Origin of the sequence: Streptomyces sp. NPDC048297 (assembly GCF_043201585.1) — a bacterium.
GTDB lineage: Bacteria > Actinomycetota > Actinomycetes > Streptomycetales > Streptomycetaceae > Streptomyces.
On sequence record NZ_JBICZA010000009.1, the window covers coordinates 167,397 to 182,644 of the forward strand.

Below are 15,248 nucleotides of genomic sequence, written 5' to 3' on the forward strand. Positions count from 1 at the left end.
TCCCGCGCCACTCCCGTTACCGCTCCTGTACCGCTCCCGCACCCCTCGCGTCGAAAGCGCCGGAGGCTATCGCAGGAAGGGATCCACCGCGACCGCGACGAAGAGGATCGACACATAGGTGATCGACCAGTGGAACAGCCGCATCTCCTTGAGCTTGGCCCCGGTCACCTCGGCCTTCGCCCGGTTCTGCAGCCCGTGCGCCTCCCACAGCCAGAAGCCGCCGGCCGCGAGCGCGACCACCGTGTAGAACCAGCCGGTGTAGCCGAGCGGGGTGAGCAGCAGGGAGACGGCCACCATCACCCAGCTGTAGATGACGATCTGCCGGGCGACCACCTTGTTGGAGGCGACGACCGGCAGCATCGGCACGCCCACGCGCGCGTAGTCCTCCTTGACCTTCATGGACAGCGGCCAGTAGTGCGGCGGCGTCCAGAAGAACATGACGAGGAAGAGAATGACGGGCGCCCACGACATCGAGTCCGTGACGGAGGACCAGCCGATCAGCACCGGAAGGCAGCCGGCGATACCGCCCCACACGATGTTCTGCGAGGTACGCCGCTTGAGGATCATCGTGTAGACGACGACGTAGAAAAGGAGCGCTCCGAGTGACAGCCAGGCACTCAGCCAGTTGACGGTGAATCCGAACAGCAGCGTCGAGACGACGGCCAGCGTGATACCGAAGGCCAGGCACTCGCGCGGGCTGACCATGCCGGTCACCAGCGGACGCTGCGAGGTGCGGTCCATCAGGGCGTCGATGTCCCGGTCGATGTACATGTTCAGCGCGTTGGCGCCGCCCGCGGACAGATAGCCGCCGATACAGGTGAGCAGGACCAGCCCGAGGTCGGGCACGCCCTGCTGGGCCAGGAACATCACCGGAACGGTGGTGATGAGCAGCAGCTCGATGATCCGCGGCTTGGTCAGCGCCACGAACGCCTTGACACGGGCTCCGAACGACCGGTCGCCCGGACCCCGGCTCGCACCACCGAGCTCTCCCATGACCTGGACGGCATGGGTGGTGCCCCCATCCGCTGGACGGGATTCGACGGCCGTCACGCACACCCCTGACAGAGACATCCCAGCGAGCCTCACCGTGTGAATGTCCCGGTAAAGGCTCGCGCGTACCACGCCACTTTAGACGTTGCCCATACCCCGGCCTTCGCGGGGGTGGGGTCGTGTTGGCGCAGGGCGCATAAGAGAGGACAGAGGGCTCGATTGAGCGGTCAGATGAGCGGCTCCGTATTCATGTGCCGAATGCGATGTCGGCCAGTCGGGAGGCGGATCGCACGGATGCCCGGCAGTCTGGAATGACTCGAAAAAACACGCGTCCTCACGGGGGTAGGCTCAACCCGGCCGGTGGGCAGAAGTGCACCGGCGGCCGGGAGGGCGGCTTTGCCCCGACGACCGGCGACCGACTTGTGGAGAGGAGCCCTGAACCAGGGTGAGCACCAAGCCGACCACCACAGACCTTGACTGGACCGAGCTCGACCAGCGGGCCGTGGACACCGCTCGTGTCCTGGCCGCCGACGCCGTACAGAAGGTCGGCAACGGCCATCCCGGTACGGCGATGAGCCTGGCCCCGGCCGCCTACACCCTCTTCCAGAAGGTGATGCGGCACGACCCCGCCGACCCGCAGTGGGTGGGCCGTGACCGGTTCGTCCTGTCCGCCGGACACTCGTCCCTGACTCTCTACACGCAGCTCTACCTGGCCGGCTTCGGCCTGGAGCTGGAGGACCTGGAGTCCTTCCGTACCTGGGGCTCGAAGACCCCGGGTCACCCGGAGTACGGCCACACCAAGGGCGTCGAGACCACCACAGGCCCGCTGGGCCAGGGTGTGGCCAACTCGGTGGGCATGGCGATGGCCTCCCGCTTCGAGCGCGGCCTGTTCGACCCGGACGCCCCGCAGGGCTCGTCCCCGTTCGACCACTACATCTACTGCATCGCCGGTGACGGCTGCCTCCAGGAGGGCATCTCCTCCGAGGCGTCCTCGATGGCCGGTCACCAGAAGCTCGGCAACCTGATCCTGCTGTGGGACGACAACCACATCTCGATCGAGGGCGACACCGAGACGGCCGTCTCCGAGGACACGGTCAAGAGGTACGAGGCCTACGGCTGGCACGTGCAGCGCGTGGAGCCCAAGTCCACCGGCGACCTGGACCCCGAGGCGATCTACGCGGCGATCGAGAGGGCCAAGGCGGTCACCGACCGGCCGTCCTTCATCGCGATGCGCTCGATCATCGCCTGGCCGGCCCCGAACGCCCAGAACACCGAGGCCGCCCACGGCTCGGCGCTCGGCGACGACGAGGTCGCGGCGACCAAGCGCGTCCTCGGCTTCGACGACACGAAGTCCTTCGCCGTCGAGGACGAGGTGCTCGCCCACACCCGCCAGGCGCTGGAGCGTGGCCGCCAGGCCAAGGCCGAGTGGGAGAAGTCGTTCCAGGAGTGGCGGAACACCAACCCGGAGCGCGCCGCCGAGTTCGACCGCATCGGCAAGGAAGAGCTGCCGACGGGCTGGGAGGAGAAGATCCCGGTCTTCGAGCCGGGCAAGGGCCTCGCGACCCGTGCCGCCTCCGGCAAGGTGCTGCAGGCGCTCGGCCCGGTCATCCCCGAGCTGTGGGGCGGCTCCGCCGACCTCGCCGGGTCGAACAACACCACCATCGACAAGAACAGCTCCTTCCTGCCGGCGGACAACCCCCTGCCGGAGGCCGACCCGTACGGCCGCACCGTCCACTTCGGCATCCGCGAGTTCTCGATGGCCGCGGAGATGAACGGCATCACACTGCACGGCAACACGCGCGTCTACGGCGGCACCTTCCTGGTGTTCTCCGACTACATGCGCAACGCGGTGCGTCTGTCGGCCCTGATGCACGTGCCGGTGACGTACGTGTGGACGCACGACTCCATCGGCCTCGGCGAGGACGGCCCCACCCACCAGCCGGTCGAGCACCTGGCCGCGCTGCGCGCGATCCCCGGTCTGAACGTCGTCCGCCCGGCGGACGCCAACGAGACCGCCATCGTCTGGCGCGAGATCCTGGCGCGCTGGACCAAGGAGTTCGGCAAGGGCCAGCCGCACGGCCTGGTCCTGACCCGCCAGGGCGTGCCGACGTACGAGTCGAACGAAGACACCGCGCGCGGCGGCTACGTCATGTTCGAGGCCGAGGGGCCCGGCGGGCAGAACGCGGAGCCGCAGGTGATCCTGATCGGCACCGGTTCCGAGGTGCACCTGGCCGTCGAGGCGCGCGAGCAGCTGCAGGCCGAGGGCGTGCCGACGCGGGTGGTGTCCATGCCGTCCGTGGAGTGGTTCGAGCAGCAGGACCAGGGGTACCGGGACTCCGTGCTGCCGCCGTCCGTCAGGGCCCGGGTCGCCGTGGAGGCGGGCATCGGCCTGACGTGGCACCGCTACGTCGGGGACGCCGGCCGGATCGTCTCCCTGGAGCACTTCGGCGCGTCCGCCGACGGCAAGGTCCTCTTCCGCGAGTTCGGCTTCACCGCCGAGAACGTGGCCGCGAAGGCCCGGGAATCCCTCGCCGACGCCCAGCGCTGACGCTCATACACGACACGTAGGAGATGTAATTCCATGACAGACGCACTCAAGCGCCTCTCCGAGGAGGGCGTCGCGATCTGGCTGGACGACCTGTCGCGCAAGCGGATCACGTCCGGCAACCTCGCCGAACTGATCGACCAGCAGCACGTCGTGGGCGTCACCACCAACCCGACGATCTTCCAGAAGGCGATCAGCAGTGGTGACGGGTACGAGCGGCAGCTCGCGGACCTCGCCGCCCGCAAGGTCACCGTGGACGAGGCCATCCGCATGATCACCACGGCGGACGTCCGCGACGCCGCCGACATCCTGCGCCCGGTCTTCGACGCGAGCGGCGGCCAGGACGGCCGGGTCTCCATCGAGGTCGACCCGCGTCTCGCCCACAACACCCGGGCGACCGTCGCCGAGGCCAAGCAGCTGGCCTGGCTGGTCGACCGTCCCAACACCCTGATCAAGATCCCGGCCACCCGGGCGGGTCTGCCGGCGATCGCCGAGGTCATCGGCCTCGGCATCAGCGTCAACGTCACGCTGATCTTCTCGCTGGAGCGCTACCGCGCGGTCATGGACGCGTACCTGAGCGGTCTGGAGAAGGCGCGCGAGAAGGGTCTCGACCTGTCGCTGATCCGTTCCGTCGCGTCCTTCTTCGTGTCCCGTGTGGACACCGAGATCGACAAGCGTCTGGACGCCCTCGGCACCGACGAGGCCAAGGCGCTGCGCGGCAAGGCCGCCCTCGCCAACGCGCGCCTCGCCTACCAGGCCTACGAGGAGGTCTTCTCCTCCGACCGCTGGAAGGCGCTGGAGAAGGCGGGCGCCAACAAGCAGCGTCCGCTGTGGGCGTCGACCGGCGTCAAGGACCCGGCCTACCCGGACACCATGTACGTCACCGAGCTGGTCGCGGCGAACACGGTCAACACCATGCCGGAGGCCACCCTGGAGGCCACCGAGGACCACGGCGAGATCACCGGCGACACCATCACCGGCGGCTACGCGCAGGCCCGCGCCGACCTCGACGCCGTCGAGAAGCTCGGAATCTCGTACGACGACGTGGTCCAGGTGCTGGAGGACGAGGGCGTCGAGAAGTTCGAGGCGTCGTGGATCGACCTGCTGAAGTCGACCGAGGCAGAACTCAAGCGTCTCGTCCCCGCGGAGGACTGACTTGTCACCGCTCTCCGGTTCCGGAGCCAACCCGCTTCGTGACCCCGCCGACCGACGGCTCCCGCGTATCGCGGGGCCGTCGGGCCTGGTGATCTTCGGCGTCACGGGCGACCTGTCGCGCAAGAAGCTGATGCCCGCGGTGTACGACCTCGCGAACCGGGGTCTGCTGCCGCCGGGATTCTCGCTGGTGGGCTTCGCCCGCCGCGAATGGGCCAACGAGGACTTCGCGCAGGAGGTCCACGACGCCGTCAAGGCGCACGCCCGTACGCCGTTCCGTGAGGAGGTCTGGCAGCAGCTCATCCAGGGGATGCGCTTCGTCCAGGGCACCTTCGACGACGACGACGCGTTCGAGCGGCTGCGCTCCACCATCGAGGAGCTGGACAAGGCCCAGGGCACGGGCGGCAACTTCGCCTTCTACCTGTCGGTGCCGCCGCGCTCCTTCCCCGTCGTCATCCAGCAGCTGAAGAAGCACGGCCTGGCCGACCAGACCGGCGGCTCCTGGCGCCGCGCGGTCATCGAGAAGCCGTTCGGCCACGACCTGAAGTCGGCCGAGCAGCTGAACAAGGTCGTGCACGAGGTGTTCGAGCCGGACCAGGTGTTCCGGATCGACCACTACCTCGGCAAGGAGACCGTCCAGAACATCCTGGCGCTGCGCTTCGCCAACACGATGTTCGAGCCGATCTGGAACAGGTCCTTCGTGGACCATGTGCAGATCACCATGGCCGAGGACATCGGCATCGGCGGCCGGGCCGGCTACTACGACGGCATCGGCGCCGCCCGTGACGTCATCCAGAACCACCTGCTCCAGCTCCTCGCGCTGACCGCGATGGAGGAGCCGGCCTCCTTCGACGCGGACGCGCTGGCCGCGGAGAAGACCAAGGTCCTCGGCGCCGTCCGGCTGCCGAAGGATCTGGGCCGCAGCACGGTCCACGGGCAGTACGCGGCCGGGTGGCAGGGCGGCGAGAAGGTCATCGGCTACCTCGAAGAGGACGGCATCGACCCGAAGTCGACGACCGACACCTACGCCGCGATCAAGGTGGGCATCGACAACCGCCGCTGGGCGGGCGTCCCCTTCTACCTCCGCACCGGCAAGCGTCTGGGCCGGCGCGTGACGGAGATCGCGGTCGTCTTCCAGCGGGCCCCTCACTCCCCCTTCGACCACACGGCGACGGAGGAGCTGGGCCAGAACGCGATCGTCATCCGCGTCCAGCCGGACGAGGGCATCACGGTCCGCTTCGGCTCCAAGGTGCCGGGCACCTCCATGGAGATCCGGGACGTCTCCATGGACTTCGCCTACGGCGAGTCCTTCACGGAGTCCAGTCCGGAGGCGTACGAGCGGCTCATCCTGGACGTGCTGCTCGGCGACGCCAACCTCTTCCCGCGCACCGAGGAGGTCGAGCTGTCCTGGAAGATCCTCGACCCGATCGAGGAGTACTGGGACAAGCACGGCAGGCCCGCGCAGTACAAGTCGGGCACCTGGGGCCCCGCCGAGGCGGACGAGATGCTCGCACGAGACGGACGGAGCTGGCGCCGGCCATGAAGATCGACCTGACCGACACCACCGCCGGCGAGATCAACAAGGCGCTCGTGCAGGGCCGGCGGGCCATCGGCACCCCGGCCGTGGGCATGGTCCTGACCCTCGTCATCGTCACCGACGAGGAGAACGCGTACGACGCCCTGAAGGCCGCCGGCGACGCGTCGCGCGAGCACCCCTCGCGCACGCTCGTGGTCATCAAGCGCGTCTCCCGCACCCTGCGCAGCCGCACCTCGTCGCGTCTGGACGCCGAGGTGCGGGTGGGCGCGGAGGCGGGCACCGGCGAGACGGCGATCCTGCGGCTGTACGGCGAGGTCGCCGACCAGGCCGACTCGGTCGTGCTGCCGCTGCTGCTGCCGGACGCCCCGGTGGTGGTGTGGTGGCCGGTGAACGCCCCGCTGGACCCGGCGAAGGACCCGCTGGGCGCGCTGGCCCAGCGCCGGGTCACCGACTCCTACACCGCCGAGCAGCCGGTGCGGGAGCTGTCGGCCCGCGCCGCGGCCTACACGCCCGGCGACACCGACCTGTCCTGGACCCGGATCACGCCGTGGCGCTCGATGCTGGCGGCGGCCCTGGACCAGGTGACCTGCGAGGTGCGGGCCGTCGAGGTGGAGGGCGAGGAGTTCAACCCGAGCTGCGAGCTGCTGGCCATGTGGCTCGCGGACCGGCTGGACGTGCCCGTGCGCCGCTCCCTGTCCCCGGGCCCGGGGCTCACGGGCGTCCGCATGGACACCAGCTGCGGCGCGATCGTCCTCGACCGGGCCGACGGCTCGCTGGCCACGCTGTCCATCGAGGGCCAGCCGGCCCGCGCGGTGGCGCTCAAGCGGCGGGAGACCGCCGAGCTGATCGCGGAGGAACTGCGCCGGCTCGACCCGGACGACACCTACGCCTCGGCACTGCGGTACGGCGTGGAGCGGCTGAACACCGCGCCGGAAACGGAACCAGCACCGGAACCAGAACCGGTGGCGGAGGCCGCGAAGCCGGAGGCCGCGAAGGCGCCGGCGAAGAAGGCTGCCGCCAAGAAGGCCCCGGCGAAGAAGGCTCCGGCGAAGAAGGCGGCGGCGAAGTGAGCACTCCCCAGCTGGTCGTGCACCGCGACAAGGAACTGATGGCGCAGGCCGCCGCGGCCCGCCTGATCACGAAGATCGTGGACGCGCAGGCCTCCCGCGGCCGGGCGTCCGTGGTCCTCACGGGCGGCCGCAACGGCAACGGCCTGCTGGCCGCGCTGGCGGCGTCCCCGGCCCGGGACGCCATCGACTGGGGCCGTCTCGACCTGTGGTGGGGCGACGAGCGCTACCTCCCCGACGGCGACCCGGAGCGCAACGACACGCAGGCCCGCGAGGCCCTGCTGGACTCCGTACCCCTGGACCCGGCGCGCGTGCACCCGATGCCCGCGTCCGACGGCCCGTACGGTGCGGACGTCGACGGGGCCGCGGGGGCGTACGCGGCGGAGCTGGCGAAGGCGGCCGGGCCGGAGAACCACGGCAGCGTGCCGTCCTTCGACGTCCTGCTGCTGGGTGTCGGCCCGGACACCCACGTGGCCTCCCTGTTCCCGGAGCTGCCCGCGGTCCGGGAGACCGAGCGCACGGTGGTGGGTGTCCACGGCGCCCCCAAGCCGCCGCCGACCCGTGTCTCCCTCACCCTGCCCGCGATCCGCTCGGCCCGTGAGGTCTGGCTCCTCGCGGCGGGCGAGGACAAGGCGCAGGCCGCGGCGATCGCCCTGTCCGGTGCGGGCGAGATCCAGGCCCCGGCGGCGGGCGCGTACGGCCGTCAGCGCACCCTGTGGCTGCTGGACTCGGCCGCGGCCTCGGACCTGCCGCGGTCGCTGTATCCGCCCGCGTCGCCGTGACGCGGTCCGTTTCCTGAGCGCTCGACGCCGGGTTCCGTCGCAGGACGGGACCCGGCGTCCGCGTGTTCACGGCAGTGCGCTCAGGTGGCCGGCGCTCAGGTGGCGGCGCTCACATGTCGGCGCCGGTCCGCCAGGCCTCCGGGTCGTCCTGGATCGTGGCCAGCAGCAGGCTGAACGCCGCCCCGTCGAACAGGGCGTCCCCCATCCGCTCCCTGAGGCGCACGCCGTTGACGTCCGCGGTCGGGGTGCCCGGAACCCTTTCCCGGTCCATGGCGTCCTGGGAGGCGGTCACGAAGTCGCGGTACTTCATGCCCTTGACGGCGGCGTCGAAGGCGGGTGAGCGCAGTCCCTCGACCTGACCGGCCAGTTCCAGCAGGCGGGCGGTGGTGTATCCGTCGACCGACTCCTCGGGCTGGTGGGTGTAGAGCACGTCGTGGTACTCGGCGAACCTGCCGGCATCGAGCGCGGCCCGCAGCGCGTTGACGGCCCTCTTCGAGCCGCTTCCGCCGAGCCGGTCGTCGAGGAAGGAGCCCAGGGTGTACTCGGTCCTCGTCTGCCGCTGCAGGGTGGCCTCCCGCAGCACCGGGCCGGCCCCCTTGGTCTCGAACACCTTGCAGACCGGACAGCGGGGATCCTCGTACAGACGGACGGCGACGGGTGCGGCCATGTCGCCGACGACGACGGTCGTCCCGTCGTTGCCGAGCCGCTCCGGCAACGCGCCGAGGCTCTTGTAGGAAGCCTTCCCCGGCTTCTCGTCCTTCTTCGGGCCCTGTTCGCCGCACCCTGTGAGCGACACGGCCAGCATCACCGCCGTCGCCAACACGGCGATCCCCCCACGTATCCCGCGCACCTTCCACCTTTCCTCGTGATCAGCGGAACACTAGGGCATACGTGGGGTCGACGCACAAGTGAGATCTCGTGGCCGTGGCGACCGCCGTGCGCGTGGGGCGGCTTCTCAGCGGCCGCGCAGTTCTCTGTAGGTGGCGACAAGGGCCCGCGTCGACGCGTCCAGCCCCTCCACCTCGGCCCCTTCGGTCAGCGCCGGCTCCACCCGCCTGGCGAGGACCTTGCCCAGCTCCACGCCCCACTGGTCGAAGGAGTCGATGTTCCAGACCGCGCCCTGCACGAACACCTTGTGCTCGTAGAGGGCGACCAACTGGCCGAGCACGGAGGGGGTCAGCTCGCGGGCGAGGATCGTGGTCGTCGGCCGGTTGCCGTGGAAGGTCTTGTGCGGGACCAGCTCCTCGGGCACGCCCTCCGCACGGACCTCCTCGGCGGTCTTGCCGAAGGCGAGGGCCTGGGTCTGGGCGAAGAAGTTGGCCATCAACAGGTCGTGCTGGGCGGCGAGTTCATCACTCAGCTCGGCCACCGGCCGGGCGAAGCCGATGAAGTCGGCCGGGACGATCTTCGTGCCCTGGTGGATCAACTGGTAGTAGGCGTGCTGCCCGTTGGTCCCCGGGGTGCCCCACACGACGGGCCCGGTCTGCCAGTCGACCTGCTTGCCGTCACGCGCCACGTGCTTGCCGTTGGACTCCATGTCCAGTTGCTGAAGATACGCGGTGAACTTCGACAGGTAGTGGCTGTACGGCAGGACCGCGTGCGACTGGGCGTCGTGGAAGTTGTCGTACCAGATCCCCAACAGGCCCAGCAGCAGCGGGGCGTTGTCCTCGGCCGGGGCGGTGCGGAAGTGGTCGTCGACCAGACGGAAGCCGTCCAGCATCTCCCGGAAGCCGTCCGGGCCGATGGCGATCATCAGGGACAGGCCGATCGCGGAGTCGTACGAGTAGCGCCCGCCGACCCAGTCCCAGAACCCGAACATGTTGGCCGTGTCGATGCCGAACTCGGCGACCTTCGCGGCGTTGGTCGACAGCGCCACGAAGTGCTTGGCGACCGCGGACGGATCGCCGAGCGCGTCCACCAGCCAGGTGCGCGCGGAGGTCGCGTTGGTGATGGTCTCGACCGTGGTGAAGGTCTTGGAGGCGATGATGAACAGCGTCTCGGCCGGGTCCAGGTCCCGGGTCGCCTCGTGCAGGTCGGCGCCGTCCACGTTCGAGACGAAGCGGACGGTGAGATCGCGGTCGGTGAAGCTGCGCAGCACCTCGTAGGCCATCGCCGGACCGAGATCGGAGCCGCCGATGCCGACGTTGACCACGTTCCTGATGCGCTTGCCGGTGTGACCGGTCCACGCGCCGGAGCGGACGCGGTCGGCGAAGTCGCTCATCCGGTCCAGGACGGCGTGCACGTCCGGGACGACGTTCTCCCCGTCGACCTCGACGACGGCGTCGCGCGGGGCGCGCAGGGCGGTGTGCAGCACGGCCCGCTTCTCCGTCGTGTTGATCTTCTCGCCGCGGAACATGGCGTCCCGCAGGCCGAAGACGTCGGTGGCCGCCGCCAACTCCCGCAGCAACCGCAGCGTCTCGTCGGTGACCAGGTGCTTCGAGTAGTCGATGTGCAGGTCGCCGACCCGCAGCGTGTACCCGTCGCCGCGCCCCGGATCTGCGGCGAACAGGTCCCTCAGATGAGTGTCGGCAAGTGCCTCGCGGTGCTTGGCGAGGGCGGTCCACTCGGGCGTCTGGTTGAGCCTGGTACGGCCGTCTGCGTTCATGTCCGACTTCAGCCTTCTTTCCTGCCTGTCCTGCTGCGTCCGTTGCCCGCTACCGGTTCTCAAACTAGTTGATCAGCCCGTGGGACGTGGGGTCGTGACGCCGTCCCGCGGTGCGACGACTGGTACGTCCGGCTTGCGCGCCGGTATCAGCGCGGTGACGGCCAGCGCGAAGAGGACGGCCGCGAGCAGGGCGGGCGTGTTGAGGCCGAACAGCCGGGCCACGACTCCGCCGAGGAGGGCGCCGAGCGGGGCGCCGGACGTCGAGGCGGTCCGGAAGGCGGAGGCGATACGGCCCAGCATCGACTCGGCGCTGCGCTGCTGCATCAGCGTCACCTGGTTGACGTTCCACACCATGTTCATCGAGCCGAGCAGCAGCATCCCGGCGATCAGCGCGGCCAGGTGCCGCACACCGCCGATGAGCAGCAGCGACCCGACCTGGACGCTGCCGCCGAGCAGCAGGGCCCCCACCCGTCCGGTGCGACGGGCGATCCGCTGGGCGAGGAGTCCGCCCGCGAGGCTGCCGGCCGAGTACGCCGTCATCGCGGCCACGTATCCGGCGTTGCCCGCGTGCAGCCAGCGGGTGACGTGCAGGACGAGTGTCGCGATCAGGGCGCCCATGCCGATGTTGCACAGCAGCGTGGCCACACAGACCGCGCGCAGCGACCGGTCGTGCCACAGGGCGCGCAGGCCGGCGCCGATCTCCGCGCGCAGGGTGCTGCCGGCCGGGCGCGGCTCCCGCTCGGGTGGCCGCACCCGCAAGGACGCGACGAGCGCGGCGGCCACCAGGTACGTCCCGGCGTCCGCCGCGAACGGCATGAACGCCCCTGCCGTCAGCAGCAGCGGCACGAACGGGCCCGCGAGCAGTCCGCCCGCCAGTTGCTGACCGGTCATCAGACGGGCGTTGGCAGCGCCGAGTGCCTCGCGCTCCACCAGGGAGGGCAGCAGGGCGGTGGAGGCGTTGTCGAAGAGCGTCTGGAGGGCGGTGAGCGAGAACGCGAGGGCGATCAGCAGCGGGATCGATGCGTGCCCGAGGCCGACGGCGAGGGCGAAGGCGGCGACGAGCAGGCCTCGTACCGTGTCCACGGCCCACATCGCGCGCCGTTGGTCCACCCGGTCGGCCACGGCCCCGCCGAACAGCCCGAAGAGCAGCCACGGCACATAACCGCAGGCGGTGACCGAGGCGATGACGAGCGGCTCGTCGGTCAGCCGCACGGCGAGTAGCGGCAGCGCGGCCGTACGCAGCGCGTCTCCGAAGCGGGAGATGACGGCGGCCGTCCACAGCCGCCCGAAACCTCCGCGCCACGCGGGCTTTTCTTCGCCCGCCGTCCGGGCCTCCGCCGTCCTGTCCCCCGTCATGAGTTCCCCTCACGCTGTGCCGTTCATGACGCGCCGATCGCAATGGAGCGATCACGAAGAGCTGATCGCTCCGCGTCCATGTACACACCGTAACGAGCGCCACTGACAACGGGGCGTGGGCGGCCGGGCGAGACGGCTCCGGCCAGGCACCCTTGGGTACCCGGCCGGTGAGAACTCCTAGATTTCGCCGCGCAGTTTGGCGAGCGCCTCGGCGAGGATCGCCTCGCCGTCCGCGTCGCTGCGCCGCTCCCGTACGTACGCGAGGTGCGTCTTGTACGGCTCGGTGCGGGGCGGGTCCGGCGGGTTGTCCCGGTCCTGGCCGGCGGGGAAGCCGCAGCGCGGACAGTCCCAGGTGTCGGGGACCTGCGCGTCGCTGGCGAAGCTGGGCTGCGTCTCGTGCCCGTTGGAGCACCAGAAGGAGATGCGCAGCCTGGGTGCGGACTCGCCGCGCTCGGCCTCGCCCATCGGCCCCGCCCCGACCCGGCTTCCTCGGATCGCGTTGCCACTTGCCACGGTCGTAACTCCCTGCGTTTTGGTGCCGCGAAGCGAGTCGGCGTTTCGCTTCGCCGCGAGCGCCTCAGTTTACGTAAGGCCCAACGCGCGTCCAGTGATTGGAGTGACAACCCCCACACCTAGACGCAAGCCCCATGATAGGCCGCGCTCAGGAGCGCGTACCGAACATGGGGCCTTACGTGCGGAATGTATGTGCTTGTGCGACGTTGATCGCCTGTTCGTCCGGGCTGTCCGAATCAGCCGCTGGACTTCATCAGCATGCCGAGGACGATGATGCACGCGAACCAGAGGAGACCGACCACGATGGTGATGCGGTCGAGGTTACGCTCGGCGACCGAGGAACCACCGACGGACGACTGCATGCCGCCACCGAACATGTCGGACAGGCCGCCGCCCTTCCCCTTGTGCATCAGCACCAGCAGCATCATCAGCAGGCTGAAGACGATCAGGGCGATCGAGAACCCCAAAACCACGGCTGGACCAACTTCCTCGGATTCGGATGGACGGGGGCACAGCACCATGGCCGTGCCCCCGCAAGGGTACGACGTATCGCCGCTACCGCCTACTCTCGGCCGCGGCTACTGATCACGGAAGCGGACGATCTTGACGAACTCGTCCGCGTCCAGCGAGGCCCCGCCGACCAGGGCGCCGTCGATGTCGGCCTTGGCCATGATCTCGGCGACGTTGCCCGCCTTGACGGAGCCGCCGTACTGGATGCGGATCTTGTCGGCCACGTCCTGCGAGTACAGCTCGGCGAGCTTGCCGCGGATGGCGCCGCAGACCTCCTGGGCGTCGTCGGAGCCGCAGACCTTGCCGGTGCCGATGGCCCAGACGGGCTCGTAGGCGATCACGATCGACTCGGCCTGCTCGGCCGGGAGGTCCTTCAGACCGCCTTCGAGCTGCTCAAGGGTGTGGTTGACGTGGTTGCCCGCCTCCCGGACGTCCAGTTCCTCGCCGATGCACAGGATCGGGGTCAGGCCGTGCTTGAAGGCGGCCTTGACCTTGGCGTTGATCAGCTCGTCGGTCTCGCCGTGGTACTGCCGGCGCTCGGAGTGGCCGATCGCCACGTACGTGCACTTCAGCTTGGCGAGCATCGGGCCGGAGATCTCGCCGGTGTAGGCGCCGGAGTCGTGCTGCGAGATGTCCTGGGCGCCGTACTTGATCTTGAGCTTGTCGCCGTCGACCAGGGTCTGCACGGAGCGCAGGTCGGTGAAGGGCGGCAGAACGGCGACCTCGACGGCCTCGTAGTCCTTGTCGGTCAGGGCGAAGGCGAGCTTCTGGACGTGCGCGATGGCCTCAAGGTGGTTGAGGTTCATCTTCCAGTTGCCCGCCATCAGCGGCGTGCGCCCGGCAATGTTTGATGCGGCCATTGAGGTCAGTCCTCCAGTGCGGCGAGGCCGGGGAGCGTCTTGCCCTCGAGGTATTCGAGGGAGGCGCCGCCACCGGTCGAGATGTGACCGAATGCATTCTCGTCGAAACCGAGCGTACGCACGGCCGCGGCGGAGTCACCGCCGCCCACGACGGTGAAGCCGTCCGAGTCGACGAGGGCCTGGGCGACCGCCCTGGTGCCGTCGGCGTAGTCGGGGTGCTCGAAGACGCCCATGGGACCGTTCCAGAAGACGGTGGCTGCGTCGGCGAGCTTCGAGGCGTACAGCTCTTGCGACTTCGGGCCGATGTCCAGGCCCAGCTGGTCGGCGGGGATCTTGTCCGCGTCGACCACGGTGTGCTCGGTGGGGGCCTTGGCCTTCAGGTCCGGGAAGGCCGGGGCGGCCACGACGTCGACGGGGAGCACCAGCTCGACGCCGTTCTTCTTGGCGCGCTCCATGTACTCGGTGACGGCCGGGATCTGGTCCTCCTGGAGGAGGGAGATGCCGACCTCGTGGCCCTGGGCCTTGAGGAAGGTGTAGGCCATGCCGCCGCCGATGAGCAGGCGGTCGGCCTTGCCGAGGAGCTCGTCGATGACGGCGAGCTTGTCGGAGACCTTGGCGCCGCCGAGGACGACGACGTAGGGGCGCTTGACGTCCGCGGTGAGCTTCTTGAGGACGCCGACCTCGGTGGCGATGAGGTAGCCGGCGTAGTGCGGCAGCCGGGCCGGCAGGTCGTACACGGAGGCGTGCTTACGGTGCACCGCGCCGAAGCCGTCACCGACGTAGACGTCGGCGAGGGCGGCCAGCTGGTCGGCGAACTCGCCGCGCTCGGTGTCATCCTTGGAGGTCTCGCCGGGGTTGAAGCGCAGGTTCTCGACGACCGCGACCTGGCCGGGCTGCAGGCCGTCGACAGCGGCGTGAGCGGCGGGGCCCACGGTGTCCTGGGCGAAGGCGACCGGGGCGCCGAGGAGTTCGCCGAGGCGCTCGGCGACGGGCAGCAGCGAGAAGGCCGCGTCCGGCGCACCCTTGGGGCGGCCCAGGTGCGAGGCGACGACCACCTCCGCGCCCGCGTCCGCGAGCGCCTTCACGGTGGGCAGCACGGCGCGGATACGGCCGTCGTCGGTGATCGTCCCGTCGGCGAGCGGCACGTTGAGGTCGGCGCGGACGAAGACCCGCTTTCCGCTCACGCCGTCGGCGAGAAGTTCGTCGATCGTCTTCATTGAGTGGACTCCTGATGAGGGCTTTTTATGCCCCTGATCGTAAAAGGACGTGGGCCGGGCGCAGGACAGGGCCCGGACGGCGCGACGTTGCGCTGCCCGAGCCCTGCTCTCACT

General features: G+C 69.8%; 13 protein-coding genes. 5 read left to right on the plus strand and 8 right to left on the minus strand.

Annotated elements, in window-relative coordinates; all coding sequences use genetic code 11:
* Positions 1-66 precede the first annotated feature (66 nt).
* Positions 67-1,056: a heme o synthase gene (locus tag ACGFYV_RS12700; RefSeq protein ID WP_393878437.1), complete on the minus strand. Its 990-nt coding sequence runs from the start codon at positions 1,054-1,056 to the stop codon at positions 67-69.
* A 379-nt stretch (positions 1,057-1,435) separates the two neighbouring features.
* Between ACGFYV_RS12700 and tkt the strand changes: the two genes are divergently transcribed.
* From tkt to pgl, 5 genes are read left to right on the plus strand one after another with little or no spacing between them, the layout of a single operon-like run.
* The gene (tkt, locus tag ACGFYV_RS12705; protein ID WP_393878366.1) at positions 1,436-3,538 is read left to right on the plus strand and encodes a transketolase; all 2,103 of its coding nucleotides are present in this window, start codon (positions 1,436-1,438) and stop codon (positions 3,536-3,538) included.
* 33 nt (positions 3,539-3,571) lie between these two features.
* Complete coding sequence (tal, locus tag ACGFYV_RS12710) at positions 3,572-4,690, plus strand: transaldolase (RefSeq protein WP_393878367.1); 1,119 nt, start codon at positions 3,572-3,574, stop codon at positions 4,688-4,690.
* Position 4,691: 1 nt separating this feature from the next.
* Entirely contained in the window at positions 4,692-6,230 is a 1,539-nt protein-coding gene (zwf, locus tag ACGFYV_RS12715) for a glucose-6-phosphate dehydrogenase (RefSeq protein WP_393878368.1), read from the plus strand.
* The gene (gene opcA, locus ACGFYV_RS12720) at positions 6,227-7,294 is read left to right on the plus strand and encodes a glucose-6-phosphate dehydrogenase assembly protein OpcA (RefSeq protein WP_393878369.1); all 1,068 of its coding nucleotides are present in this window, start codon (positions 6,227-6,229) and stop codon (positions 7,292-7,294) included. The genes zwf and opcA overlap by 4 nt, the downstream gene beginning before the upstream one ends.
* The gene (pgl, locus tag ACGFYV_RS12725) at positions 7,291-8,073 is read left to right on the plus strand and encodes a 6-phosphogluconolactonase (protein ID WP_393878370.1); all 783 of its coding nucleotides are present in this window, start codon (positions 7,291-7,293) and stop codon (positions 8,071-8,073) included. The genes opcA and pgl overlap by 4 nt, the downstream gene beginning before the upstream one ends.
* Positions 8,074-8,182: 109 nt before the next feature.
* Here the strand turns inward: pgl and ACGFYV_RS12730 are convergent, their stop codons facing one another.
* The 7 genes from ACGFYV_RS12730 to ACGFYV_RS12760 all read right to left on the minus strand — a co-directional run bounded on the left by ACGFYV_RS12730 (position 8,183) and on the right by ACGFYV_RS12760 (position 15,134).
* The gene (locus ACGFYV_RS12730; RefSeq protein WP_393878371.1) at positions 8,183-8,923 is read right to left on the minus strand and encodes a thioredoxin domain-containing protein; all 741 of its coding nucleotides are present in this window, start codon (positions 8,921-8,923) and stop codon (positions 8,183-8,185) included.
* 105 nt (positions 8,924-9,028) lie between these two features.
* Positions 9,029-10,678: a glucose-6-phosphate isomerase gene (pgi, locus tag ACGFYV_RS12735; protein WP_393878372.1), complete on the minus strand. Its 1,650-nt coding sequence runs from the start codon at positions 10,676-10,678 to the stop codon at positions 9,029-9,031.
* Between the two features lie 72 nt (positions 10,679-10,750).
* Positions 10,751-12,034, minus strand: a complete 1,284-nt coding sequence (locus tag ACGFYV_RS12740) for an MFS transporter (RefSeq protein ID WP_393878373.1) — start codon at positions 12,032-12,034, stop codon at positions 10,751-10,753.
* A gap of 177 nt (positions 12,035-12,211) precedes the next feature.
* A complete protein-coding gene (locus ACGFYV_RS12745; protein WP_003957010.1) occupies positions 12,212-12,547 on the minus strand; it encodes an RNA polymerase-binding protein RbpA in 336 nt (111 codons plus the stop codon).
* A 236-nt stretch (positions 12,548-12,783) separates the two neighbouring features.
* Positions 12,784-13,014 carry a preprotein translocase subunit SecG gene (secG, locus tag ACGFYV_RS12750; protein WP_393878438.1) on the minus strand — a complete coding sequence of 77 codons (231 nt, stop codon included), beginning with the start codon at positions 13,012-13,014 and terminating at the stop codon, positions 12,784-12,786.
* Positions 13,015-13,125: 111 nt separating this feature from the next.
* Positions 13,126-13,902 carry a triose-phosphate isomerase gene (gene tpiA / locus ACGFYV_RS12755; RefSeq protein ID WP_393878439.1) on the minus strand — a complete coding sequence of 259 codons (777 nt, stop codon included), beginning with the start codon at positions 13,900-13,902 and terminating at the stop codon, positions 13,126-13,128.
* Between the two features lie 20 nt (positions 13,903-13,922).
* Complete coding sequence (locus tag ACGFYV_RS12760; RefSeq protein ID WP_393878374.1) at positions 13,923-15,134, minus strand: phosphoglycerate kinase; 1,212 nt, start codon at positions 15,132-15,134, stop codon at positions 13,923-13,925.
* Positions 15,135-15,248 lie beyond the last annotated feature (114 nt).

Bases quoted from the DNA above. Each gene is read 5' to 3' on its own strand.
- tal (WP_393878367.1), top strand. From the start codon at position 3,572: ATGACAGACGCACTCAAGCGCCTCTCCGAGGAGGGCGTCGCGATCTGG.
- opcA (WP_393878369.1), top strand. From the start codon at position 6,227: ATGAAGATCGACCTGACCGACACCACCGCCGGCGAGATCAACAAGGCG.
- pgi (WP_393878372.1), bottom strand. From the start codon at position 10,678: ATGAACGCAGACGGCCGTACCAGGCTCAACCAGACGCCCGAGTGGACC.
- ACGFYV_RS12740 (WP_393878373.1), bottom strand. From the start codon at position 12,034: ATGACGGGGGACAGGACGGCGGAGGCCCGGACGGCGGGCGAAGAAAAG.
- ACGFYV_RS12760 (WP_393878374.1), bottom strand. From the start codon at position 15,134: ATGAAGACGATCGACGAACTTCTCGCCGACGGCGTGAGCGGAAAGCGG.